This window comes from Desulfoferrobacter suflitae (assembly GCF_022603395.1).
Classification (GTDB): domain Bacteria; phylum Desulfobacterota; class Syntrophobacteria; order Syntrophobacterales; family Syntrophobacteraceae; genus Desulfoferrobacter; species Desulfoferrobacter suflitae.
In genome coordinates, this window is the sequence record NZ_JAIBKA010000022.1 from 1 (window position 1) to 24,671 (window position 24,671).

General features: G+C 50.9%; 21 protein-coding genes and 1 pseudogene. 8 read left to right on the forward strand and 14 right to left on the reverse strand.

What is annotated here, in order from left to right; genetic code table 11:
* The 8 genes from K1V27_RS21970 to K1V27_RS22005 form a co-directional block, all read left to right on the forward strand.
* A partial coding sequence (locus K1V27_RS21970) for a hypothetical protein (RefSeq protein WP_258932420.1) occupies positions 1–1,299 on the forward strand: 1,299 nt, incomplete at its 5' end.
* Between the two features lie 85 nt (positions 1,300–1,384).
* The gene (locus K1V27_RS21975; protein WP_258932421.1) at positions 1,385–2,707 is read left to right on the forward strand and encodes an ADP-ribosylglycohydrolase family protein; all 1,323 of its coding nucleotides are present in this window, start codon (positions 1,385–1,387) and stop codon (positions 2,705–2,707) included.
* A gap of 110 nt (positions 2,708–2,817) precedes the next feature.
* Positions 2,818–3,789 (forward strand): CBASS cGAMP-activated phospholipase, encoded by a 972-nt coding sequence (locus K1V27_RS21980; protein ID WP_258932422.1) that lies wholly within the window; start codon positions 2,818–2,820, stop codon positions 3,787–3,789.
* Between the two features lie 7 nt (positions 3,790–3,796).
* The gene (locus K1V27_RS21985) at positions 3,797–4,774 is read left to right on the forward strand and encodes a CBASS cGAMP synthase (protein ID WP_258932423.1); all 978 of its coding nucleotides are present in this window, start codon (positions 3,797–3,799) and stop codon (positions 4,772–4,774) included.
* Positions 4,775–6,517 (forward strand): ThiF family adenylyltransferase, encoded by a 1,743-nt coding sequence (locus tag K1V27_RS21990; RefSeq protein WP_258932425.1) that lies wholly within the window; start codon positions 4,775–4,777, stop codon positions 6,515–6,517.
* 12 nt (positions 6,518–6,529) lie between these two features.
* Positions 6,530–7,012, forward strand: a complete 483-nt coding sequence (locus tag K1V27_RS21995; RefSeq protein ID WP_258932427.1) for a Mov34/MPN/PAD-1 family protein — start codon at positions 6,530–6,532, stop codon at positions 7,010–7,012.
* 124 nt (positions 7,013–7,136) lie between these two features.
* Positions 7,137–7,850 (forward strand): M48 family metallopeptidase, encoded by a 714-nt coding sequence (locus tag K1V27_RS22000; RefSeq protein ID WP_258932429.1) that lies wholly within the window; start codon positions 7,137–7,139, stop codon positions 7,848–7,850.
* A gap of 306 nt (positions 7,851–8,156) precedes the next feature.
* The gene (locus tag K1V27_RS22005; protein WP_258932431.1) at positions 8,157–8,648 is read left to right on the forward strand and encodes a hypothetical protein; all 492 of its coding nucleotides are present in this window, start codon (positions 8,157–8,159) and stop codon (positions 8,646–8,648) included.
* On the opposite strand, the pseudogene K1V27_RS22010 reads toward K1V27_RS22005, so the two are convergent.
* The 14 genes and pseudogenes from K1V27_RS22010 to K1V27_RS22070 all read right to left on the reverse strand — a co-directional run bounded on the left by K1V27_RS22010 (position 8,585) and on the right by K1V27_RS22070 (position 24,648).
* Positions 8,585–9,361: pseudogene (locus tag K1V27_RS22010) on the reverse strand (DUF5131 family protein). The gene K1V27_RS22005 and the pseudogene K1V27_RS22010 sit on opposite strands and share 64 nt — an antisense overlap.
* A 160-nt stretch (positions 9,362–9,521) precedes the next feature.
* Positions 9,522–10,265 carry a hypothetical protein gene (locus K1V27_RS22015; RefSeq protein WP_258932432.1) on the reverse strand — a complete coding sequence of 248 codons (744 nt, stop codon included), beginning with the start codon at positions 10,263–10,265 and terminating at the stop codon, positions 9,522–9,524.
* Positions 10,266–10,313: 48 nt separating this feature from the next.
* Positions 10,314–10,541, reverse strand: a complete 228-nt coding sequence (locus K1V27_RS22020; RefSeq protein ID WP_258932433.1) for a hypothetical protein — start codon at positions 10,539–10,541, stop codon at positions 10,314–10,316.
* A 64-nt stretch (positions 10,542–10,605) separates the two neighbouring features.
* Positions 10,606–11,496, reverse strand: coding sequence for a tetratricopeptide repeat protein (locus tag K1V27_RS22025; RefSeq protein WP_258932434.1), 891 nt, complete (start codon positions 11,494–11,496; stop codon positions 10,606–10,608).
* A 73-nt stretch (positions 11,497–11,569) separates the two neighbouring features.
* On the reverse strand, positions 11,570–12,946 hold the full coding sequence (locus tag K1V27_RS22030) for a type IV secretory system conjugative DNA transfer family protein (protein ID WP_258932436.1): 1,377 nt from the start codon (positions 12,944–12,946) through the stop codon (positions 11,570–11,572).
* Between the two features lie 471 nt (positions 12,947–13,417).
* Positions 13,418–14,377, reverse strand: a complete 960-nt coding sequence (locus K1V27_RS22035) for a hypothetical protein (protein WP_258932437.1) — start codon at positions 14,375–14,377, stop codon at positions 13,418–13,420.
* A gap of 122 nt (positions 14,378–14,499) precedes the next feature.
* The gene (locus K1V27_RS22040; protein ID WP_258932438.1) at positions 14,500–14,820 is read right to left on the reverse strand and encodes a HigA family addiction module antitoxin; all 321 of its coding nucleotides are present in this window, start codon (positions 14,818–14,820) and stop codon (positions 14,500–14,502) included.
* Between the two features lie 21 nt (positions 14,821–14,841).
* Positions 14,842–15,117, reverse strand: a complete 276-nt coding sequence (locus K1V27_RS23095) for a type II toxin-antitoxin system RelE/ParE family toxin (RefSeq protein WP_353740646.1) — start codon at positions 15,115–15,117, stop codon at positions 14,842–14,844.
* Between the two features lie 653 nt (positions 15,118–15,770).
* Positions 15,771–16,298: a cold-shock protein gene (locus tag K1V27_RS22045; RefSeq protein ID WP_258932439.1), complete on the reverse strand. Its 528-nt coding sequence runs from the start codon at positions 16,296–16,298 to the stop codon at positions 15,771–15,773.
* Between the two features lie 221 nt (positions 16,299–16,519).
* Positions 16,520–21,190 (reverse strand): conjugal transfer protein TraG N-terminal domain-containing protein, encoded by a 4,671-nt coding sequence (locus tag K1V27_RS22050; RefSeq protein WP_492226232.1) that lies wholly within the window; start codon positions 21,188–21,190, stop codon positions 16,520–16,522.
* A gap of 86 nt (positions 21,191–21,276) precedes the next feature.
* A complete protein-coding gene (locus K1V27_RS22055) occupies positions 21,277–21,564 on the reverse strand; it encodes a CHC2 zinc finger domain-containing protein (protein WP_258927472.1) in 288 nt (95 codons plus the stop codon).
* A gap of 11 nt (positions 21,565–21,575) precedes the next feature.
* Positions 21,576–22,367 (reverse strand): ExeA family protein, encoded by a 792-nt coding sequence (locus tag K1V27_RS22060; RefSeq protein WP_258927473.1) that lies wholly within the window; start codon positions 22,365–22,367, stop codon positions 21,576–21,578.
* Between the two features lie 5 nt (positions 22,368–22,372).
* Complete coding sequence (locus tag K1V27_RS22065) at positions 22,373–23,929, reverse strand: helix-turn-helix domain-containing protein (RefSeq protein WP_258927474.1); 1,557 nt, start codon at positions 23,927–23,929, stop codon at positions 22,373–22,375.
* Between the two features lie 38 nt (positions 23,930–23,967).
* Complete coding sequence (locus K1V27_RS22070) at positions 23,968–24,648, reverse strand: DUF6431 domain-containing protein (RefSeq protein WP_258931058.1); 681 nt, start codon at positions 24,646–24,648, stop codon at positions 23,968–23,970.
* Positions 24,649–24,671 lie beyond the last annotated feature (23 nt).

Here is a 24,671-nt window from a genome sequence, read left to right on the forward strand (position 1 = left end):
AAATCAAATGTGCTCTGCTGTGCCAGTTCTTCCTGTCCGGAGGGAATCTTCATGATTGGACCGTCACCCAATCTCGGCATGACCAGCCCGGAGCCATCCCAGGTGAATTTTGTTTTTCGCTGCAATTCAGTATTGTTTTCCAACTGGTACCACTGGTTCAACTGGCTCTGGGCTAAACACGGTGCCCCGCTGGCAGGGGAGTGTTTGGATATTCCAGAGCTTGTGCCGGCCCAAGGAAGCCCTGAAGCAGACGCAATGTGGTCCCAATATCAAGAATCAGTCAATGAATCTAAAACTTTCGATGACCATCAAGGATCGACGATCATCGTCGATTCCAAAAGCGGAGAGGTTACGGTTCTTGACTCAGATGGAAAATCGGTGGCTGCCCTTGAGAAAAATGTCGGCTTAAAGCCGCCTGATACGCTTGCTGGCCGCATAGATGCCCTCCTGGAGCAAGGCAGTATGGTGACAGTCAACAAATTCAGTCGCATGCGTCCCTTGGACATGCCAATCAAAACTGAATGGTTTGGGGTTGAAAGTCTCAGGCGACAGGGTGCCGTATCCCGGGAGGTCAAGTACCGCATCTCCGTAATCGATGAAAAGACTTTGCGAAGTATCGAGAACAAACGCAAGGCGACGGCTCAACTGCTTGCAAGGCTGAGCTTTCCCCTAGCTGAAGGGGTCCGATGGATACCTCATGCAGTCAAGCCGCTCTTGGCCAAAGAAATGGATCGCATCGACGCGGAAGGGCGGGATTTGTTGAAAAAAGAGATGAAAGGCGATGCCGAAGCATTTGTTAATGCACGCATCCAAATGATTGTTAAAGACGCCAACCAGATGTACCAGGACTTCTTCCCTGACCGTAAACTTGATCAGGCTGTTATCGACCAGATTGTGAAAGGCTTGGTCGAGCGTCTAAGAAACGCTGCCGCCGGCCAGTTCGTACCTGAACTGACATTTACGCCGGTAGGGTTCAGCCTGCGCGGTGAGTCGAGATATAATTCTCCCTGGTCTCAAGCCGCTTTGCTGTTGAACTCCATTGCGGAATTTCCGAGAAAAGTCTTTACCGATATCTATTTCCTCCGCGGCCTGAGAACCGGCAAACAAGAACTCCTAAATGCCATGGATGTTTGCCATGAAAAAATCGTCGCATTAAGTCAGCTGGAGCCCATCGAAAACCGCGCCAATGATGAACTGAAAATCCTCGCAGAAATAATGAAAAGCGATATGGACAACCGCAAAAAATGCAAACGCATGTTTGATTTGATGGAAGGGATCAACAAAGAAGAACCAAAGTGAAAGAAAGCTAAGAAGAAGCGAGCATTCCTCCAATAGTCACTCAACGAACTTATTCGGCGGCCACTTCTGCTTGAAGGAGCAAATTATGTCAAACGGCGGTCACATCTCATGCGTTAGTTGCACTTACAGCAGGTCTAAGAAAGGGATCTGTGATGTTTTCGGAATTGAAACCAGTACAGGTATTTTGTGTAGGTCTTTTAGAATGCCGAAACAATCCCATCGCGCAGCGAGAGAAAAATGGCCGATCATCCGAAAGCTTAAACCCGGCGTAGTCTACGGTATTGATAACGATGCATTCAATGCCGGAAACCCTTGGCCTGCATACAATGTGAGTCCGCTGACAGTTGGTAAAAGGGAGAACGGAGTGGTCCAGGATCTCTTTGTGGGCTGTCTGCTGGGTGGAGCGGTGGGTGATGCTTTGGGCGCACCGATTGAGTTCATGAGCCTGTCTGAGATAAGATCTCGATTTGGAAAAGATGGGATTAAAACCTATTCCGAAGCGTACGGCAGGAAAGGCGCCATAACCGATGATACACAAATGACCCTGTTCACCGCTGAAGGACTGCTCAGAGCCTACTGTAGAGATTATCATAAAGGCATCTGCCATCCACCTTCAGTAGTGTACCATGCCTATGTGCGCTGGCTGAACACTCAGGGAGAACATCCGAAAGGCGGCTTTGAGGGCAACAAGGATGGATGGCTTGCCCAAATACCAGAATTGTATTCGAGACGAGCTCCTGGAAATAGCTGTTTGTCAGCATTACAAGGCCCGGAAATGGGAACCATCGAAAAACCTGCCAACGACAGTAAAGGATGTGGCGGCGTTATGCGCATAGCACCTGTAGGCTTAATGTGGGATGATCCTCAAACTGTGTTCGATCAAGGTTGCGAAATTGCCGCCATAACTCATGGACATCCGACGGGTTACTTAGCCGCCGGATGTCTTGCTTCTATCATCTTCTTCATCATTTCAGGACAATCGATTGAAACTTCGATTACAGAGACCATTCCCTTGTTAAAGGCCAAGAGAGGCCATGAAGAATGCTTGCAATCAATAGAACTTGCCTTGCAACTTTCAAACGATTCAGAACCTTCGCCGGAAGTAATAGAGCGACTTGGGGCAGGATGGATTGCGGAAGAAGCCCTTGCCATCTCTCTTTACTGTTCTCTCGTCGGTGATCGAGATGTCCCGCGCGGCGTCTTATTAGCAGTCAATCACAGCGGGGACAGTGATAGCACTGGCGCCATCACGGGAAACATCCTGGGGGCAACATTGGGAGCCGGGTCAATCCCTGCCGAATGGAAACAGGAGCTGGAACTCTCAGTGATCATTAAAGAAATGGCAAACGATCTATTCTTGAGATTCAAGAACACCAGCGAGTGGCGGAACAAATATCCCGGGTGGTAATAGGGACAGCGGGTTGGAGCGGCCCGAAATATTCACAATACGGTTAGCAAGGTAGCCTCAACTTCTGAATTAGGCTGGCAACCACAGATTTTCTTGGAGTCGGAAGGGTTATGAAGATACTCTCCATAGATGGAGGAGGAATTAAAGGTATATATAGCGCGGCCTTTCTGGCAGGTTTGGAAGAGAGGTTCGGGAAAAGTATTGCCGACTGCTTCGATCTGATTGCAGGAACATCAACTGGTGGAATACTTGCGCTCGCTCTAGCTGCGCGTCTCCCTGCCCGCGATGTAGTAACATTTTATAGGGAGTGGGGGCCCAAGATATTCCCGACGAAGCTCACCTTTCTCTATACGCTCAGAAGTCTGCTTTTCTCAAAATACAACAATGTAAGCCTCGATCGAGCTTTCAAAGATGTTTTCAAGGACTTGAAACTAAAGGACCTGGATGCACACACGAAACGTGTTGCACTTTGTATTCCTTCTATTAACGCCATTACCGGCAACCCCATGGTGTTCAAAACTCAACATGATCCAAACCTTTGCCGTGATTTGGAATACTACCTCTGGCAGGTAGCCTTGGCCACCTCGGCTGCGCCGGTTTACTTCCCATTAGCGAAGGTCGGAATTCCAAATTCCGCGGCGCAAAATTTGTTTGTCGACGGAGGGCTGTGGGCCAACAATCCAAGCATGGTTGCGCTGGTGGAGGCTGTAGCATACATGAAGATGCCATTGCAGGATATCCGCCTGCTATCCGTTGGGAACATAAAGAGCAAGACCACCTTTAGCTCAAATTCAATTCTAAGCAGAGGAGCATCTCTTTGGAGAGAGAAAGTCATAAATCTCACGCTGGAAGCCCAGGCGGCATCGATAGATCACCAAGTTGAGCTACTTTTTCGCAGTCTTAATCTTTCCTCCAACTACATCAGAGTGGAAGAGCCCATCACGAGCCAAACGCACTTGTGTCTTGCCAGAATGGACTGTGCCAAAACTAAGAATCTTAATGACCTGGAGATAATGGGACGTCATCGGGCAGATTGCGAGGGCGTGAAGCGACGAATGATACAACTTTTTACAGAGGAGTAGTTGAAGAATGGCCGATTGCAGCAATAATTTTAAGAGCGGGGAAGACTGCTATTTGTCCAAGATTTCGTTGAGCAGTCAGAAAGAGGATCAGCTTAGAACGTCGCGCGACGCGCTTCGCGAAAAGATCCGCGCGTACCTCAAGGAAAAGGGCATCAAAGACACACGATTCTACCGGCAGGGATCCTACGCACATAGGACCATGATCAGCCCGCTGAACTGTGATTATGACATCGATGATGGGGTATACATGGATCTAAGTGACTTCAAAGAAGAGCCCTCAACCAGAACAATTCACACCTGGATTTTAGAAGCGGTTGAAAACCATACTCAAACGCCTCCAGTAGATAAAGAACCGTGTGTGAGAGCGATCTTCAAGGCTGGGTATCAGGTAGATCTTCCCGCTTATAAGATCGAGGAACGCGGTGACGAGAACGAAAATTATTTCCTTGCGAAGAAGACCTCCGGATGGTTTGAGAGTGACCCCAAGGCCATGACCCGCTGGTTTCAGGATCAGATAAAGCAAAAGTCGGAGCAACTGAGGAGACTGGTCAAGTATTTCAAGGGCTGGCGAGATTATCGAAGCACAAAAAATCCGACAAAGCTGCCGAGCGGGCTCACTTTGACGATTCTGGCTTGCGAACAGTATTTGTCCGATCCCAGGGATGACATATCTTTTACTGAAACAGCAAGGTCGATCCTTGCACGGCTCCGCCTTAGCGACGCTATATGGAAGCCCTACCATCCGACAGAAAACATGAGGGATTATCTATCGGACCGGCAGTTTGATCATTTCATTAATGAGCTTGAAAAACTTGTTGCTACTGGGGACGAAGCAATAGAGAAAAAAAGCGCTCCAAAGGCTGCTCAAAAGTGGCAAAAAGTCCTTGGTGAGCGTTTCCCCGTGCTCGAAGATCCCGATGAAGGATCCAAAGCCAAGAAGTTTGAAAAGCCCGCCATTGTTGGCACAACCGTAAGGAGCGCGTAATTGTCCATAAACTCCGTCATTTTCGCAGCAAGAAAGGAAGTTGCTGCGTTCTTCGAAGAACTTAATTTCAAAGAAGTGGCCCGAACCCAACTGCCGAAAGGCAAATTCTGTTTGGCATGGAAAGGACACTTAATGTGCGGGAAGGAGCGTGTGGAGATCATAGTGGCGATTCCCCGATCCTTTCCAGATGAATTGCCCAAGGTTTATCTAACGAATACTTTCCAACACTTTCCAATCCCACACGTCGATAGCGACCGCAATGTCTGCACGTTTGATACTGAAGTTATAGAGTTCTTTTCGGAGAATGCGGGCAAGCTTGTGAGTGAAACGATCGAAAAAGCGCGGACTGTGATCTCAGAAGGATTAAGTGGCCGAAACGAAGGAGATTATGAAGAGGAGTTTTTAGCCTACTGGCGGAGTGATTCCGGTAGCTCACTAATTTATTCCATTTTGGAGCCGCCTGAAAAAATATGCGAGTTGCAGTTGGCGGAGCTTACAAACGACCTTCATAAGATACGATGGATTTTGGGCAACAACAAAAAACAGATCGCGTCTTATGTCAGAAACCTCAATGGTTCTGCTGCCATTAGAATCTTTAAACCTTGCCTTTTTCTACCGTTACCGTCGATGCCGCTGCCCCCGTTTCCTAAAACCCACAGGGATATCCTGGAGTTATTGAGAGAGATGAACCCTGCTCTCGAGAACGCACTTGCAGAATTCCTGAGCAGTAAAGATCACGAAGGCACGATCATATGCGCTGGCCAGGTGGCTGACTCATTCGTATTGGTGGGTTGGGAACACACAGCTCCAGACAAGAAGATTGTGGTTAAAGGGTTTCGCCCCGGAAAGGTCAACCCCAGGATTCTTGAGGAGCGCATGGGTTCTCAAAAAATACGAAAGCTGAACATTCAAAGGATTGACTCGAAGCGTTTGCAAGGGAGAATTGGTGGCTCCAACGCCTCGCTAAGAGATAAAAAGGTCTGTCTTGTTGGGCTTGGCTCACTGGGCAGCCAGATAGCTTTCATTCTTGCAAGAGCTGGTGTTGAGGAAATGATTCTGGTTGATGATGATCTACTTAGACCAGAAAATGTTGCAAGACATCTTTGCGGCATGAGCGAAGTGGGACTAGAGAAGGTGGCAACGGTCAGCAAGAGAATTCAAGCACATTTCCCTCAAGTGAAGATTGCTTGTTTTAGCAAGCAAATCCATGAGGTTCTGATGGATCATCCCGACCCTGTCGTTGGCGCTGACCTGTTGATCTCTGCTACTGGCAATACGGCGATGGAAAGAAGGCTGAACGACCTTCAGCTGAGAGACTCGCAGTTCCCTCAGGTGCTGTATTCATGGATTGAACCCTATGGAATTGCAAGCCACGCGGTACTGATATTCTCCAGCATTGGTGGCTGTTTTGAATGCTGTCTAGATCCGGAGACATTGAAGTTCGACTTCTCAGCGGCAGATTTTGGAGCAAAAGAATCCACTATGCGTGAAGTGGGATGTCAGACCACATTTAGCCCATATTCCGCCCTTGATTCGGAACAGGCCGCATCTATCGCAGCAAGATTAGCTTTAGCATTTCTCAGTGAGGAACTTGACAAAAGCACCAGATACACCTGGTTGGGAGATTTGGATCTGATCGGCGAGATTAAAACTCAGAGGAGTCGGATCTATGCAGGGAAGCCTTCATTTTCTCTCCACAAATTCCTTCTCGATAAACGGGAAGACTGCACGAGGTGCAGATGAGAGCTTCGAACCATGCTGGAGTGTGACCTGCCGAGTGGAGGAATATTGAGGCTTTCCGACCAGGTGCTCAAGACATTCCACAGATTTCGCCAGGACACCCATTCTAAATTTGAATCAGGTGGGATTTTGCTGGGTCGGATTTTTGAGAATGTAGTTTCTATAGATCAAGTGACAACCCCTGACAGCACCTTGGATAAGAGGGGGTTTCTGTTTTTTCACAGACACAAAGGGAGGGCACAAGGGATCATCAATCAGGCCTTTATTCAAAGCGATGGCGAGCAGATCTACATGGGAGAATGGCATACCCACCCGCAGAAAAATCCGCAGCCGTCCTGGAAAGATAAGCTGGAGATCAAAAGAGCATTCAGGAAATCGCGACTAAACTTGGATTATTTGATCTGCATTATCGTTGGGAACCAGGATGAGGTGGCCAACATCTGGGTGGGATACTGCGATGAGCAAGGAATCAGGCAGTGCACGCAGTGTTCGGCTTGAATCCAGGTCGTAGCGAAAGCGGATGTTCAAATTTCTGCAGGGAGAATCGTAGAAGGGGGTTCTCCGATTTTTGCGCTTTTGGAGTTTCTATTGCTCATCATGCGTAAATACGACGGCTACTGAGATGAAGCTTGACTATGAGTCCTCCTCCATTTCGTGTTCTTGGGCGAAGCGAGTCCTGCTGCGTATTTTGCCGGACTACGGCTTGGTGCTGACGGTGCCAAAGAACTTTGACAGGAGCAGAATTAACAAAATCCTTGAGGACAACCGCAACTGGATCGAGCGACATTTGGAAGAGCAGGCATTGAATGGATCGCTCGGCTGCCCCGAAGATATCCTTCCGAAAAACATAGCCTTTGAAGCGAATGGGGAGACCTGGCAAGTACGATATTTTGAATATCCGCACATCCGTCTGAGGTTAACCTCGGATTCGGACAGCCGCGGTATTCAGCTCGCAGGCGATACGTCAGATCATGCGAATTGTTACCGTTTGTTGAAGCAATGGCTGCGCGATCAGGACAAGCGAATACTGCTTCCGTGGCTGGAAAAACTCAGTGATGAAAGCGGACTTCGCGCAACCAGGGTTCAGATAAAGACACAGAAAAGTCGATGGGGAAGTTACTCTACCAGGGGCACGCTCAGTTTAAATGCCGCCCTGCTTTTCCTTCCGGCACCTGCAGTCCGGTATGTGCTGATTCATGAGCTCTGTCACACGGTGCATCACGGCCATTCTATGCAATTTTGGAATCTAGTCAGACGACTGGAGCCAAATTATCGACAACTGAATAGAGAAACGGAAGAAGCTCACGAGAAGATCCCAGGCTGGGTAAGATTGTAGCGTTCCATGGATAATCATCATTCCTTTTTCCATTCAGAAGAAACCTCTTCGTTTGTTACTTTGTGGAAGTGGCCATGCCCAACCCTGATGGCTGTGCAGGGTTTATCTGCAGTCGGCATGGTTGTAAATGTCGACATGATAAACAGCTCATGACGGACTTTATTGAATGGCTCACTCGGAACTATCAGCCAGGGATTAATGCTCTGCCTAAAGACAGGCATCTGTTTAAGAATGCTGTGGCAACAGATTCTTGTGAAGGTCGTCCTCGGGTGCAGATATGCGAGCACCCATTAGAGAGGTGAGGTTATGAAGGAACACTACGAAACCAACTCATTTGACCATTCGCAATATGCCGAGATCAGACAAAAAAATATTGATTGCGGAAAGAACAATCCCTGCAAAGAACCATACTATAAAATGAGTGCGAGACATATCCTGGACTTGGAAGGCTTTCAGTCGATCATGGATGGAACATCGGTAAGTGAATTCAGGGGAGTTCCTTTTGATTTTTTGGCAAATAAAATAGAAGAAAATTTTCTCAGCGAATTGAAGGGTTCACTCAAGGGCTGGTCAATGCCTGGAGATACACAGTTGGCGAGAATGCACGACTTGTTGAACCGCTTGGCTGAAAATGCTCTCGAAGTTGAGTTTTGGTTGTTGCAGATCAGCTTGGAAAAAGGCCAATATCGCGTATGGAGTAAAGAAATCGCCCATGGGTCCCATAGTGGATTGGATCAAGAGAACCTTGGCGAAGATTTAGCTGCAGTCTGTGACCATTCAGCCAAACTTGGAAGCTGATCCCAGGTTCGGCCGTCCAGCAGCCTGCCTGCCTTTTTGTTGTTGATGTCGCCCCATTGTTTGAAGAAAAACGGAATGCCGTCATCGAGGCACTGGCCGGGAATGTCGATCAGCCAGGCGGGGGACATGGGCCTTGCTCGAGGACCCGATTCACCGCCAGCTATGCCCCGGTCGATTTTAGATAGATCCAAATTTAGAAGCGGGGCCAAGGAGAGATTCGATGGAGAGAAATTTCAGCCGGCTCCGGTCCGTCTTAGGTAGTCGATGCGATAGGTATAGCGGGCGCTTTCAACGGTTACGTCCATCCAGACATTATCCGGTCAGGGAAGTGCGACGTTCAATTCCAAAAGCCTTTGTGAGCGCTTGGTCAGGACTTGGAACCAATGCTGCGGAACTCGCCCCATGACATCGAAGACTCTGCGGATGAAATCGGAGGGGAGTTCCTCGTGAAACATGTCGCTCATGGAACTGACAAAGACCGACCTTGGTTTTTTCCAGCGCAGAGGAAGCTCAATTAGCCGTTCGTGCATGGCTAGATTGAAGCCATCGATATAGTTTTGATTGCTCGTTGCCTGTAAGCGCTTGGCCATGCGCTCGGCAAAGCAGTTTTTGCAGTCCGCATTGATCTTCGTGCAGTCTGTCCATTGGATTTTCGGACTAGTAGCCATCGCTGTGGTTGCTTTAAAGTGCTTTCCGGCTTTCCAGCAGGGCATATGTGGCCGTATCGGTAATAAATGTCTTTAGGCACAATCCCGGCTGCGATCGACCAGTCGATATAATCTTTGTTAAGAATGGATGCGTTAGAGTCGTAGTTTGATCTCTGCCGGTTTCGTCATCAGGCCCTTGTAGTAAGGATACTCCTGGATCTACGATTCAATCTAAAATCTCCATCAACCTCGCTTGGTAACGCTTGTCGGCAAAGCTTTTTATCGCAAAGTAAGCCCACGGCAAAATAGCAGAGAGGAATAGCATTTGGACCACCAGAGCAGCCGAATAGCTCAGGTGCTCATGGATACGACGCAAGCAGGTAAGAAGAATATCTCCCCAGCCGGCGCCATCGAGAAGGGGGCTCAAAAGATTGTAAATATGCAATGGTTGGATCAAGTTCTTGCAGAACCGGAGCACGAAAAAAATCACGGTGGTCCCCAAAAAAAGACTCAGCGTTCGACCCTCGAGGAGTCTGCGGAATCCACGCGACCACAAGGCGCCGGTTCCCTTGGTAATCTGGATGCACATAAGTCCTGTCATAAGAAGAGGCATCCAGCACGCAAGCACAAGGCCATATAATTTCACCGGCAGTGAATCCGCAAAATGGCCACAAAGCGGAACATATCCCCCCCATATTCCGAGCGAAAGGGGAGCCAGCAGGGGGAGAAGGGCAACTTCCGCAATTCCCGTCCGCAGCCCCACACGAAAGTAGCTCATGGCCTTTCGCGTGTTGAGCTGACCGCCTACGGCCGCTACCCGACGATCCTTTCCTATCAGGGTGAAGCCGTCGAGATCTGAGAGAACCTCGACTAAGCTGTTCGACGCCTGACTGAGGGGGTTGAGAGGAGTTTCTGGTTTGGCTTTTTTCTTCATCAAAATACTCGGGCGCGCCCCCCCTAATTCATCCATGGGGTGAAGCGCCTTTTTCAAGGTTTGGTCTTTTAGGCGGGGAGTACGTCAAGGGCCGACCACCAGGGCGGCCGCTGCGGTTGTCAGCACCAACGCCCAAGAGGTCTTGAAATGTCCTACTTGTAGCCATCCGGCAAGCATTAGGGTGAAAATGGACGCCAACCAACGCCAGTAGCTGAGGAGGAAATTATACGATAAGTCGGGGGAGCGGATGAGGAGCAAAAGGGCACAAATGGCGCCACCGATTCCCGCCAAGAAACAGATGTTGTTGATCAAGGTCCCTCCTTTCTGCGGTGCGGGCAATTGCACTTAAATTAGACAAGTCGCTAATGGGAGGACATCAGCTTTTCGGGTCCCGAGACGGCAGCTCCCAAAGCGTGTGTTCATAGTCCTTTGTAGGCGGCGGATTCCGATGTGCCTCGATCCAGAGTGTAGCCATCTTCCGGGCGCTGCTCTGTTGCAGTTTCGTGACAGTTGCGGCAAACGCGCCGGCGCGGGTGTTGTAGAGAGCGTTGTTGTGACCTGAGATGAGAAGCCACTTGGCAGCGGTTGTCAGGTCGTGGCTGAAACTCTGCCCGTCTGAGTATATTATTCCAAGCAGATACTGGGCGTCGGAGTGCCACTGTTCCGCAGCCCGGCTCAGCCAGGAGATCGCCCGGCTTTCGTCCCGAGGAACTCCCATCCCTGCATAGTAGTAATAGCCCAGTCGATAACACGCAAGGGCGTCCTTGCTTGTTTCAGCCGCCTTTTGATACCAGATTGCAGCAACTTCGTAGTTCTGCATGGACTCGTAAATCTCGCCGAGCTTCACCATCGCCAGATCGATTGGAGATCTGGCACTTGCGGCCTCCTGGAAAAGAGCAGTCGCTTTATCCCTGCTCGGATTGATCGCCTCTCCCCGCCCGTAGTAGTGCATGAGGCCGAGATTGTAAGCTGCAAGGGAAAATCCATTCTTCTGCGCCTTTTCGAAATAGGCCAAGGCCTTGTCCGAGTCCCTGGGAAGGCCGCCCAAGCCATTGTCGTAGAACGCGCCAAGCGCAACTTGGGCAATCGGGTCGCCAAGGGAATCCGCACGTTCTTGCAGTTTGAACATGGCGTCGGGATCGAGTGCCCGAGCACGCTGCACAAGATTTGAGATTTCTCTGTTGCCCTTCAGCCATTCGATCGGATCGAACCTACATCCGCAGGCAGCGAGAAGAACGAACCCTGCGAACAAAACGCGGCTGAGCATTTGTCTCCGGGGGCAGGTCGACCAATTTCGCGTGAGAGAAGTCGCGCATAGACCTGCGCGGAACAAGCATTGCCTATTTGGAATTGTCCTCATGATTGCCCCTTGTGGTTGTTCCAGGCCACTGGACACGCAAATCAGTGGCTTGGACATCGACGGTTCGGCCTCTGTAAGCATTATGTTGAGTAAAAAAGAAAAATTGCCTTGGTTTTAGTTTGATCGCGGATGCTTCGTCGAGCACAGCCTGGTCGCTGGCGGTATAGCGGATGTCGCCCTCCGAGGTGAAGGTTGGAGAGTAAATGCTCCTTTGTCCCATGAGAGCGGAGACATATGCTGAGGTTGCCGGATCGTTGACTTTGAAAAACAGCTTGGTGTTGCAGTTGTCGAGGATAACCCGAGCCCGATCTTCACCAAGACGTGATGAAATGTCCGAAACAGACTGCGTAAGCGCGTGAATCGCGACTCCGGCGCCGCGGCTTTTGTTAAATAGATCCTCGATGCCGTTGTAGAACACATTTGACGCCTCATCAATGTAGAGCATGAGAGGCGGGTCAAAAACTCTCTGGGATGCATAGAACCGCCCCACCAGAGACTGAATCATCGATGTGATCATTCTTGCAAGAATAAACGCGGGATCCCGAAACATAAGCGCACCAGTCTGAATGACGATGATAACTCTCCTCCCATGTTCAAGGCGGTCAATGAACTCATTTTCACTGGAGTTGCCGACAATTTCCCCTATGGAGCCGACTGAAAGCTGCGTAAGTGTCGTTCGCAGCGTTGAGGTGATTTTGCTGAAATAATCCAGGGGGGATTGAATGATTTGCGAAATTGTCGAATGTATCTCGGCAATCTTTGGATCGTCCCGATGGTATGAAAGCTGTTTTGTAGTATCCTCCAGTTCAGAGCGGCTTACCTTTTTACGAAGATCCGAAATAGTGAGATGCCTACGAGTCGTTTCAAACTGGCTGAGATAATAGAAACTAAAAACAGCGGTCAGAGTTACTTCTTTTGCAACTTCTGCGAAGAAAGGCTCTTTCCCGGCAGGGATGGATGCAATAACATGCTGCACAATCTCCTCCGGGCGGTAGTAATGCGCAAAGGGGTTCAGCTTGGTTGAGATGTCCGGATAGACGGGCGAAATGAAAATCAGTTCGTCCATCCGGTTCGTTTGCCTGGCTGTTTTGATGATTTTTGCCAGCAACTCCTGATCGCCCTTAGGATCGATCATGCACAGGTTTTTGCCGCTTCGTATATCTTGCTCTATGAGATGCTCGATCAGGCGTGTTTTACCACACCCGGTTGTGCCAAAGGACATCCAGTGACGAAGTCTTTCCGAATGCGACATTCGCAGCGTGTAGATCTTCGGGTGGGTGGAATAAATATCTTCCAACCGCACGCCCTGTCCAACCTTGACCAGTGAATTCCTTCTGCTGCTCATCCATTGAGACATCGGGGCTTCCCTAACTTCTCTCGGACCAGGATCGTGCAAGGAAGATAGATGTCGGAAACGAAGAGCCGATCATCCGCCATCCAGACGCGGAAGCCGCGTCGTTTCCATTCAGGGTACTCGGGATGAATACCCTTCAGGAACCAAAACCGTCCGAACGAGATAGCGGACTGTGGCAGTACGCCAGGCATAGACGTTATGACCTCAAAGCCGAGACTCAGTAGAGGGCTCTCTGCGATATCGGGGATGAACTTATCAAGGTCGGCAAGAAAGGGGTTCAGCATGGTTTGATGTCCTTCTCTTCTTCTTGGATGTGAAGCTGGTCGCATGAATTGTTCTGCCGCTTCCGAACGGTCAGGAGTAATTCCCCTAAGCTGTGGAACCGGAACAGAGTGGCAGTTGATCGTTTCTGCAAACTTCGAAAGGTTTGGTTCTGATCTAGGGGCTTGGTCAATTGATTCTCATGAGATCGTGTCAATGATCTGCTCCTTCGTTAAACATTGTGTCGATACTGGACTGTAGTGCGATACTTCCCGTGCTCTCGCAGATATCGGCCAGGTATTTTGAAACGTTGGATTCTCCATTAATGATCTGGAGACCTTCGGGACTCTCGACAACGAGCACGGGGACTGAGTGCAGCCCGGTGGCGTTCATGAAGTCAAGCGTGGCCCGGGGGGCATAGTTTTCTGTTCTGTTGGCTTTTGGTGGAAGGTTCGTTGCAGATACAGGACTTACTGGATTGAAGCGGATTTCAGCATTAGAGCAATCCCCGATTTGTTTTATGATGCCACTGCAATGCAGGCATGACTGGGAATAAATCAGCGTGGCACGAAGCTTTGGGTTGCTAGTGCCAAGGACTGCATATGTGCCGGCGGAGAGCCCGGGGTGGAGTGTTGGAAGCGAAAGGAGAGACAGCGTCACCAGGGGAACACAAAAGAGGATACTGCCCTGCAAAATCTTGAGGAAATTGAAAGTGAGCAAGCTCAGGATGATCACGATCAAGCCGATAGAAAGGCAATAGTAGCAAAACTGACCGAGAATCGTGATCTGAACCGCAAAAAGTATCCCCTCGGCAACCAAAGCACACTGTAGGATCGGGTAGAGAAGAGACCTGGCAAATGGTGTTTTGCGGCCTAGAATCGACAGCCAAAAAACACTTTGGAAGAATACGAAACCCAATAAGTCTAAGGTATGAGGAATCCGCGTAATACTCTGTGCAATGACACAGCCGCTGCTTTCACACAGATGGGAGCCGGTAATATATTCGGCCAGCGCTTTCACAATGATCAGAACACTCGCCAGTCCTGACACAAGAGTGGACAGGAGGTTTTTGATTGTCAGTAATTGTTTGGATCTCTTGTTCGAATTGAATACAAGTCTGTTTTCGTTGGAGCGATATTGTAAAAATCTGATGGTTCTCAGCAACTTCTTCAATCCCTTTTAAGGTTTTCGTCTTTGGTGGAGAAGGATTGTAGACAAGGAAGCGAAAAGATGCATTCAAGGGGGATTGAAAAGAAGTCTTCAAAAGGCAGGTTTTTCCGAAAATCGCGGCCGTTTCAATGGGAGGTGGAAGTCGAGCGAATTTCCGATGCATGTTCCGGGAAACGCGTCACCTTAATGCTGTCGGCACGGCGCTCGACTTGCCAGAGATCATATTGCATTTGCAGGCGCAGCCAGGTCTCAGGGCTCCCCCCGAATGCCTTGGAAAGGCGGATCACCATTTCCGGCGATACTCCGCTATACCCGTTCACCAACTCGGACAGCGCCTTGCGCGTCACGCCAAGCCCCTTGGCCGCAGCTGTGAGCGTTAGACCAAGCGGCTCAAGGCACTGATCGCGGATAATTTCGCCGGGGTGCGGTGGATTGTGCATCTTCATGGGTTCCTTCCTTTCCAGCGGTCAGTGGTAATCAACCAGATCAACGTTTGTGGTGTTTGCCCCATCGAACTCAAACATGATCCGCAGATTACCCGTTACGGACACCGCCCATTGTCCTTTGCGCTCGCCCTTCAAGGGATGAAGCCGAAACCCTGGCAAATTCATATCAGCGGGTTCCTGGCTGGCGTTCAGAAAGGCGAGAATCTGCTGAGGGTTTCGCACATGCTGTGCGGATACCCCACTTGTGTGTCCCCTAGTGAACAGCTGCTCCAACTCCTTGTGACGGAAGCGAACGATCTTGTATCACCTATGGAGTTAAGGGTTGCATCTGACAGGTCTTGAGAAGTTTGGCCGTGCTTTCATTGAGAGGAGGGGAAAAAACCCCGCACAGATTTATAGATGCACCATACCACAAAGGCGAGCACCCCAAAAAGGACTCCAACGCTGCTAAGAATTTCGAAGATCGCAAGGAAGGAGAGCACCAGCACAACCAGGAGAGCGACGCATATGGCTTTTATGAGTTCCACTATGGGAAAGCCCCCCACGAACTCCCTGTGCACACACCCGCAAAAGGGACATACATAAAGTTCAGGCACACCCTTATACGTTATGATGTGCGGGATCATCGCCTTGTCGCAATTCTGGTATAGGGCTCTTCCGTTGTTGCTGGATTTGGATTCTCTTTCTAGAATAGAAACCCGCGTGGCTCTTTTTGCTTTAACGGCTTCCTTGGTCTCAAACAATACGGCATCGCCTCTGGTGGGGAGGGAATCGCCGAGAAGATCACGGACGACGAAGTAATAATCCTCGTCGCCTTCATCCGTGATGCGGCTATAACCCTTGTTATTGGAAAACTATTTGACCTTGCCTTCCAAAAATCTCCGTCCTTATCTGCAGTTCGGGCAGGTGGTGCCCTAAGTCCAAAAGGCTGTTTCTCGGCTTGGGTACCATTATTTCTTGGACGGAAACACTATTTGCGCATCACTGTGCTTGGCAGATGAGGAACATCGGTAGATGTACATGCAAATCTTCCATATAAGGTAGAGGCCAAAAATAAACCCGAAGAGCTTGGGTGCTGAACTGGCGAAGCCAGCAAACAAGAGAAGAAGGAACATGAGCCCTATGGGTCCCATGGAAGACTCCTCTTGGAAGTCCTTATGGGTGCACCCGCAAAAGGGACATATGGAGCGTTCCGGTATGCCCTTGTGTGTTATGATGCGCGGGATTATCGCCTTGCCGCAGTTCTGACATAGAGCTCTTCCATTGTTGTTGGATTCGGATTTTCGTTCCACAATAGAAACCCGCGTGGCTCTTGGTCCTCTGAGGGCTTCCTTTGGCCCAAAAGAGACGGTATCGCCGGTTGATGGGAGGGTATCCCCGACAACATCACGAACAGCAAAATGATGGTCCTTGTCATCCTCGTCGGTAATGAAACCGTAGCCCCTGTCCTTGGAAAACCATTTTACTCTACCCTCCATCGATCTCCCTCTTTTCTGCGGTCCGGACACGTGGCACCCCGAGGCCTACGAGGTTTAATTTTAGAATTTAATATATTATCCTATGGCATTCGGCCCCATCGCAATCAAAAAAATCAGCTGCAATCAGATCTTTTGATTGAAAGGCAGCATTTTTCAAAACGTTAGCTTCGAGACTTGCAGAGTATTGCTGAGTTTAGCAATTCCTTCACGGGAAAAGCATCCTATTCGCGGACAGTATGTAACTTCTTGGTTGGAAAACCCATTGTGGTATCGTTCGCAGTGTGGTTTGTGGACGGTACTTCGCTCTTATCAGCATTCACACCATCGCCTAGGACCTCGCCAGGCGTGTCGGCAGGAGAATAAAAATCCGGCGTATCAGCCATCACGGGAGTGCTGCCTGAAAGCATTTGATGGGGATATCCCTCCGTTCCCCGGCAACCTGTGGTATCGGTGACCTGGCTGTACTGATTTTGGGAGGGCGTTGGTTCTGGGCTGGCTGGTTCCACTTCCTGTCCTTCCATTACCGCAGTCGCGTCCATCGGAACCGAGAGCATCTCATCGATTTCCGCTTGTACCCGCGCTTCCGTCTCACTGAGCTGTGGGGTGTCCCGAAATTGTTCTTGATCGGCCACCTTGTCCACGAAAGACTGGTCTGGAGATGCCTCCCCTTGATTCGCCGTCTCACCAACCTTGGTATTGGCAGGCTCAGCATCGGCAAAGTGAGGATGTGGATTAACCCGATTTTGAGTGAACATATTTTCGACAGGAATACTGCTATCTCGACCGGATGTTTGTTCATCGTCTTGTTGATAACCATGCTCATCTGCAATGGTATTTGCATCGAAAGATCTTTCGCGGTCGTTGGTCACATTGAACGGTGCGGCCATGGCGGCTGTCATGATTTCCGAACTTGATTGACCCATTTGGTCCGTTTTCATGTCCGTGGCCGAGGCTGTCTCGAGCTGCCCAGCATGCTGAGTCACAAAAATGCTTTTGTCCTGGGCGAATTCATCGCCTTGTGGCGAAGTGATTGCGTCCTTTGCACCGCTTACGGCAAACCCAACTCCAGAAACGGAGGGTATGGGATGCCTTACAGAGAAACCTTGAATTTCCCCTGAAGGTTCACTTGATTGCACAGGAAGTTTTACATCCGGTTTGCCGCTCTTCCTGGCTTTAGCCGTCCGACCAGTAGTATGGGCCATCGCCGCCGGCTGTGCAGGCTCACTAGGATGCGTGACAGTCTGTGTGGGGATCTGATGATCGTTTTGGATTCCGGTGTTTTGATTTCTCTGTGGAGTATGAACGGCGCTGTCCGTTTTTGCTGCTGCCCGTGATTCGACCCTACCCGGTTCATTCTTCTGGGTGGGTTGTGGGTGAATGATGCCTTGTCCGGACTGAGGAGAGTTACTTTCCTCCGTCGGCATCATATGACCCTGAGCACCTTGGGTCTGCTCCCTTAACTCGGCAAGCTTTGCTTGGATCTTGGCAACATAATCCTGTGTTTCCTTATAAGGCGGAACACCACCATACTTGCGTACAGCATCAGGACCTGCGTTGTAGGCAGCAACTGCTTTCGGAATATCTCCATCAAATTGTGCTAGTTGCTGTTTCAGGTATCGAACACCGCCATCAATGTTTTGGGCCAGGTCAGAGGGATCGACCTTGAGCCCTTTTGCCGTGTCGGGCATGAGTTGCATTACTCCTTGTGCACCTTTAGGGGATGTTGCCGCTGGATCGAGGTGTGATTCAGTGTTAGCCACTGCGTGCACTAAAGCACGTGGTACCCCGTGTTTATCAGCTGCTTGATTAAGCAGTGTTGAGACAACACTGCTAGACTGAGTGGTAGGGCCTTCCATCCTGTGGTTTATGGGATTGTTTGCGCGGAATATTTCATTACTAACCATCTGATTGATTGCTTCTTGCCTTTCCCTAGGAAGACCAAAAGTTATGGGATTGTCCACGAGCCCAAAAAAGGTGTTCATTTTCTCGGCGACATTCGATGCTGTGTGAGTTTGTGATAACATCTTGTGTACAAAATACTCTTGCTCGGCGCCCTGCAGTCCGTAATCCCGGTTGGCAATAGTGCTGTATTTACTACGTAAACCATCCACAACTCGATTACCGATTCTGACGCCTTCGTCGGAAATGGAGGCACCTTTGCTTTGGAGCGCTCTGCCTGCCTCTTCTACTGGGTTGATCTTTGCCACTTTTCCAAGGGTCCGTATGCCTGTACCAATTGTCTCAACCGCTTCCCCCGCAAGTTCTTGTCCTCCTGCTCCCAACATCCCTCCTCCTCCTATCCAGGGTGTGTCTACCCACAATTCTTTGGTGGCATCTTTTGTGGCCTCCCACGCAATATTCGTATTGACTAGATTTTCGTGGGCTTGACCCAGATGCTGGTGAAATGGGTTCTTATCGAGCACGCCCTGAGTGTTCTGACGCGCTTCTTCATAACTCCTCCCCAGGTCATCATTGCGATCGAAACCGGCTTCGTTCTGGGTGCTGTTCGCGCTGAAACGCGCATCGAGTTGATCCTTCCTATCGTTGAAGACGGGTTGATTATCGGTGTCGGCATTGACCAGGTTGCCTGTGACGGTGCTGTCAAGCTCGATGCCTGTGCGGTTGATGTCCTGCCTCACTCCACCCAATTCCTTCGTCATGTTGCCCAGACCGCTACGCACCTCGCCAGTCATCATTCCTGCGGCGCCAATCTGAGAAGCGGCATTTTGTGCTGCCGTCATAGACTGGCCGAAACCAAAGACCTCGCTAATTGCCTTCTCGCCGGCTATCATCGCTTGTGCGCGATCTCTGCCGGCGAGGTGTTGCGGCAACAGCAGCGCGGCATCGGTGCGGGCCGCAAACCCGGCAGGTGTGCTGTGAGCTCCCGCACGTTGGAGGAAATCTTTCCTCTGGTGGACAAGCTGATTGTATGCCGCAACACCTTCAGGGCTCAAGTTTCGAGTCATGATTCGGTCAATATCGTCCATATGATCGTTGAGTTGGATGATACCGCCTTCTCTGTTATGGATCACATTGGCCCATTTAAGCGGATCAAGGTTAAGGGACACGCCACTTTTCTGGACGTAGTCGGATCTTTGGCTCAGGCTGTCAGATTCTTTTTTGATATCAGAAAGAGACTTAGAATCACTCAAAGCTTTTTGCCAGTTCCTGGCGGCAGACGAATTGCTGCTAACCAGCCGGTTCCAACTGGATGCAACTTTGGAACTGTCGGATTGAGAATCACCTATACCTTTCACGAGAGAGTTGGAGTCACTCGTGGAAAGAACCTTGTCGAGGGCGCGAGCAAACGAGGCCCGTTCTGCATCAGTTAAATCAGCTTTCGCCCCTACAATCCCCTTAACCAAGGCACCGAGGCCTCCTCCGACTCCCACCTGCGCTGCGGAGGCAATCTGTAGAGCATCAGTTTCGCTAACCTGGCCTTTAAATCCGGCATCCGACATGTGGCGTTGAACAGTGTCCGTTATGTGCTGCAAAGCTCTGCTTTCTTCTGAGGACACGCCCTGATCGGTCCTGACCGAATTGACCTGGCCCAAAATGTCTGAAGCAGTTTGTGTAGCAGATGCAGCCAGATTAGCACTTTTCTCCTGAGCAAGTGAATGAAGCGCATTGGAGGCGCTTGAGGCAGCAACGGAGTAATTAACCCGCATGGCGGCACCGGTCGCCCCTTGGGAAAGACTCGTACCGAGTCCGCTTCGGGATGCGAGCCCTGTGTATCCGATGCCCTGTGTCTCAACGTGCCCACCGCCAAGGGTGGTATGAGGATTTACCTTCAGGTGGGAGGGTGCGCCGATTGTTTCGTCGAGATACTTTCCGCCACGTGCGGAAGCATCTCTCGCTACGTGTGTCATCGCAAAAATACTGCCGGAGAGAAGCGCAAGTGTCACGACCGGCACCGAAGCCAATAAATTGCTTGCGACCATAAGCTTGGTCGAGAGGATGTCATATATGTTGGGCAAGGTTGTCAGGTTGTAGCTGCCACCGGAAATAATAGAATGAACGTCACTTCGAACCTGGACCTGGATGAAAAAGTTGATGATGGCTGCAACCGGGAGCCATGTTTGGGTCCAAATGCCAAACAGGAGATAGCTCGTGGCAACCTTGATGCCGTGAAAACCGGTTACCGCCATGACCATGGCCATGATAGGGGCAAAAGCAAAGAACATGAACATGAAGATGTTCATGGTGGGAACCATGATTTTCTGAAACATGGTCGCCTCGCCGGAGGCGTCCTGTTTGGCCTGTTCGAGCGCCTGAGTGAGCTGGATGTTGCAGGCGTAGAAATCGTAGTTGGAGCCGGCGTTGCCGCAACGAAGGGCATTGGTCGCCATATTGCCCCACAGAGTATCTGCCATGAATTGTTCGCTATTGGCGCCCACCCAGGCAAAAATGCTCTGGAAAGCTTGATCGTAATCATCGATTCTCCAGGGCTCCAGCATACCGGAGACATTGGACGGGTTCTGTCCCATGGCGCTGTTGACCACCAACTCGGCGCGGGTCAGGTTATAGGGGTTGCCTCCGGAAATGGGTGCCGGAGCTTCCAGGTATTTTATGATGTCGTCGTTTATGGAGGTTCTGGCATCTTCGCAAGTAACACCAATGCCTTTCGGGTAGGACTGATTGAAGTACACGGTAAGTCCAGTAGTCGGCAACTGAAGGGAGTAGGTAATGGCGCCCGGCTGTGAATTGAATGTTTTTTCGTCAAACTCGGATGTGTTGTAGGCGCAGTCCCGCATGTATACCATAATACTTCTGGCGAGATAGGGGTCGGATTTTTCCACTTCTCTCATGCTCAGTCTTCGCAGAGAGTAAATGAGCCGAAGCGGTGAGACGAATCCTTCGGTTGTTTGCGCGATGTAGTTGCTAAGTCTCACAATATTTGACTCTGAGAGTCCCAGTTTAGATGAAGATGTCCTCCCCCACAAGTTGGTGGGAGCTTGTGAGGGAAGACGTGAGTATTTTAGCAGTCTTGTAAGCCGTCGATCATTTCAACAGCCTCACGGAAGTTGCAGCATTTGACGGCCATGACCATGTCGATGGGATTGAAGTTTTTCTGGCACCGGAAGCACCGGGCCAGGTTGGTTTTGGGGTTGGTGGCGGTTTGAAACTCAGAGCACAGGGGGCATAGAAAGCGAAAATACCCGTCTGATACTTTGCAGGGGATGCGCAGAAAATCAGAGATGAGCCGGGAGATGGGGATCTGATTACGCAGTATCCGGAGTTTTTGCTTGGAATAGAGCTTTGTCATGATGTCTTCTCCTAGGGAAGGCGGAATTCGGCCATGGTGTCGGTGACCAGGGCTTCGTTGATCTTGTTGAGATTTTGGGCGGCGGCATTGAGGAGGCAGGCGGTAGCGATGTTATTAATCTGCCTTGGGATGCCGCTGGCATAGTCATGGATGAGGGATTTGGCTTCGGGCTCGAAGACCTTCTCGTTGCTCCCCGCGAAACGCATCCTGGAGTCGATATAGGAGGTGGTCTGGTCCGAGGTTAAGGCGCCGAGGTGACATCGGACGGTGATTCGGTTGACAAGATCGCTAAGAGAGGCACGGGCAAGGAGCTTGGCGAGGGGCTCCTGACCGCTGAGGACGATCTTTACGGGAGTATCGGTATCGAGGGCTGAGCTAACCAGGAGGCGCAGATCGGTCAAAGCTTGCGGATCTATAAGGTGGGCTTCGTCGATGATAAGCACCGTTGAGAGATCTTCTTTTGCGGTGCGATCGAGAATTTGTAAAAAGAGATGATCCTTGCCTCGCCGGGGGGCTTCTCCCAACTGAGTCACGATTAGGCGAAGCAGGCTGGATGACGGGATTCCGGTGAAGTGGAGATAAACGGGGCGGTAGCGGTTTTTAGAGAGGTTATGGATGAAGAGCCTTAAGAGTGTGGATTTTCCGGCACCGGTTGGTCCGATGAGGAGGGCCAGGGTCCCTTGCCGGGCAAAGTAGTCGAGTCTGGCCAGGGACTGGGAGATGCGGTGGTCGTTGAGGATCCATTCCACGGGAGGGCGTTCCTGGAAGGGATGGCTGTTCATTTTGAAATGATCGAGGAACATGGTGGTTACTCCTTTTGCTGTAGGATTTGTTTGAGCTCACCGACGAGGTGGGGGAACGACTTGTTAGGCACTCGGGCAAAGGCCTGCGTGAGCACGGATTCTGTGAGCTGAACGTTTTGATTGTAGAGTTTTTTGAGCGTTTCGAGCTCCTGTGCCGTGAAGGCGGAGATGCCCACTTCTTTTCCGAGCAGCCGGGCAAAGGCTTTGACAAAGGCATGAAACGGCCACGGCCGCACGGAGACGACCTTGCGGTAATCGATGCCGCGAGTGTTTGCGGCGAGCTGCTCCCGGTGCTCGCGAACGAGGAGATCGATGAGGTTATGCTTGGGTTTTCCCCGAGCTTGTGCGGGAAGGGGCGGTTGCTCGGCCTCGCGGTGATGGAGCACGCCCGATCCCTGGTATTCGCCTTTCAGGGAAAAGATCTTCACGCTATCTGAAGACGAGAAGGGATCGTAGTGGACCCAGACCTTGTCTCCCCTTAAAGCTGGATCGACCCGGTAGAGCCGCTTATCGAGGCTAATGTCGGAAAAATCCTTGTGGACGACCCGAGTGACCTTTCTAAGAAAGGAAGCGAGCACCTGGTCCATTTCCACGTGGCGGATGACGGAAAGTCCGGTATGATAGCGGTCCTTGGGAGTCTCGCCGGTCTCGGAATGAATGGAGCTATGATAATCCACCGAGATCCATGCGCTGAGAGCTCGGTTGAGATCATCGAGGCTTATGGCATCTTGTGCCCGCACCTCGGATTCAAACCGGTCTTGGGCGGTCTCAAAGAAGCGCTCAATGAGTCCTCCCGGGGAAGGGTCCCCGGCCGGCCGGTGGCGAAGCCGGATGTGGAGCCGGTAGCAGGCAGCCTTGAGGCCGATTGCGTGATAGACCTTGGCGTTATCGAGGTAGAGTTCGCCGGGGGCGCCATGCTTGGCCAGGGCGCGCAGCAGCGAGTCGATGAGGATATCGAGGCTTTGGCGCAGGTAGTAGCGGGCCTCGACGATATACCTGCTGTGGCAGTCGATGAAAGCGGAAAGATAGGTGGGCAGGACCTCCCGGCCGAAAACAACATAGGGGCCTTCCTCGAAGTCCCCAACCCAGAGATCATGGGTATGGTCTCTGGTCCAACGTTTTCTCACCTTGTTTTTGACAACGCCGAGCTTGAGGCGGGTTGCGCCCGCACCTTTAAGATGGCGATACAAAGTAGAGCGGGAGAGCGTAACGCCATAGAGGTCCTTTAGGAATCGGTTGATGGTGGCAGGGGAGCGCTTGGGCTGCTCGCATTTAAGCTCGATGGCGGTTGCAATGATTTCTGCGGGTGCGGCCCTGGCATGGCCGCGGTCATGGCGGTCTTTTCTTGCGAGAGCATCGAATCCTCCGGTTCGATAGCGCTTCAGCTTTCGCCTGAGGGTGGAAAGGGAGGGCTTGCCGGTACGTCCGCCGGGAAAGACCATCTCCTTTTGAGAGATCTCTTTGAGAAAATCCTGGATCGATTCCGGCTCCACCTCGTCGAAGAGAACGGGGCGAAGGAGATCGCACCAGAACAGGGCCCATTTTTCATCTTTTTGCTTCATAACGCCTCCTTTGTTTTATGGTTGGAGGCGAGCATAAATCATTGCCAGGCGCAGCCTGTTGCAAAGAAGGGGAAAATTGAAGCACCAAAAACAACTCGGAATACCGCCTCCAGGTGGACGAGCCGGCGAGAGCGTTTGAGGGTTTCTTCCCGAGCGGTTTTCACGAACTTATTGGGGGAGATCGTTAGCGCGGCGAGATCCCGGTAGACTTTTGTCGCCGGATCCTTCTGTAAGATGAGGTCCAGAGCGCGGCGCGGGATTTCTTTGAAGCGGCCAAGAGTGTCGATCCAGCGGTAAGGGGTTGTGTGGGAGAGGACTTTATCGACCGGCGTATTTCCTTCGTCCGTCGAGGCATGGAAGATCTCCGAGCCTTCTTCCAGGACTGTCTTCCGATAGGTCGACGTCTCATCTTCCAGATAGCTTGCCGAGCGATGAAGTATCGCGTCGCTGGTGTAACGCTTGAAGGGAAGCGCGAAAGGAGGCTGTTCGGTGAAGGTCTTATGGCAGCCGGGGCATTTCCACCGAATGACAAGGCATTTTACCACCTGGACCAATGCGTCGCATAGAATGCGGAATTTGCGGGGGCGTGCCTGATGCCGCCTGAACAAATCCGGTTGAGTATTGCAGACGGGGCAGGAGGGCAAACCGCAGCGGATCTTGTTTCGCAGCACATTCAAGCTGTATTTTCTAATATCTGAGCGGGTAAATGGAGCAAACATGGCGTCTCCCACTTGAGCGAATA

Coding starts and splice junctions, on each gene's coding strand:
- K1V27_RS22000 (WP_258932429.1), top strand. CDS start 7,137: ATGAAGCTTGACTATGAGTCCTCCTCCATTTCGTGTTCTTGGGCGAAG.
- K1V27_RS22005 (WP_258932431.1), top strand. CDS start 8,157: ATGAAGGAACACTACGAAACCAACTCATTTGACCATTCGCAATATGCC.
- K1V27_RS21985 (WP_258932423.1), top strand. CDS start 3,797: ATGGCCGATTGCAGCAATAATTTTAAGAGCGGGGAAGACTGCTATTTG.
- K1V27_RS21975 (WP_258932421.1), top strand. CDS start 1,385: ATGTCAAACGGCGGTCACATCTCATGCGTTAGTTGCACTTACAGCAGG.
- K1V27_RS22045 (WP_258932439.1), bottom strand. CDS start 16,298: ATGGAGGGTAGAGTAAAATGGTTTTCCAAGGACAGGGGCTACGGTTTC.
- K1V27_RS22025 (WP_258932434.1), bottom strand. CDS start 11,496: ATGCTCAGCCGCGTTTTGTTCGCAGGGTTCGTTCTTCTCGCTGCCTGC.
- K1V27_RS22030 (WP_258932436.1), bottom strand. CDS start 12,946: ATGTCTCAATGGATGAGCAGCAGAAGGAATTCACTGGTCAAGGTTGGA.
- K1V27_RS22065 (WP_258927474.1), bottom strand. CDS start 23,929: ATGAAGCAAAAAGATGAAAAATGGGCCCTGTTCTGGTGCGATCTCCTT.
- K1V27_RS22055 (WP_258927472.1), bottom strand. CDS start 21,564: ATGACAAAGCTCTATTCCAAGCAAAAACTCCGGATACTGCGTAATCAG.
- K1V27_RS22060 (WP_258927473.1), bottom strand. CDS start 22,367: ATGTTCCTCGATCATTTCAAAATGAACAGCCATCCCTTCCAGGAACGC.
- K1V27_RS22070 (WP_258931058.1), bottom strand. CDS start 24,648: ATGTTTGCTCCATTTACCCGCTCAGATATTAGAAAATACAGCTTGAAT.
- K1V27_RS21980 (WP_258932422.1), top strand. CDS start 2,818: ATGAAGATACTCTCCATAGATGGAGGAGGAATTAAAGGTATATATAGC.
- K1V27_RS22040 (WP_258932438.1), bottom strand. CDS start 14,820: ATGAAGATGCACAATCCACCGCACCCCGGCGAAATTATCCGCGATCAG.
- K1V27_RS21995 (WP_258932427.1), top strand. CDS start 6,530: ATGCTGGAGTGTGACCTGCCGAGTGGAGGAATATTGAGGCTTTCCGAC.
- K1V27_RS22015 (WP_258932432.1), bottom strand. CDS start 10,265: ATGGATGAATTAGGGGGGGCGCGCCCGAGTATTTTGATGAAGAAAAAA.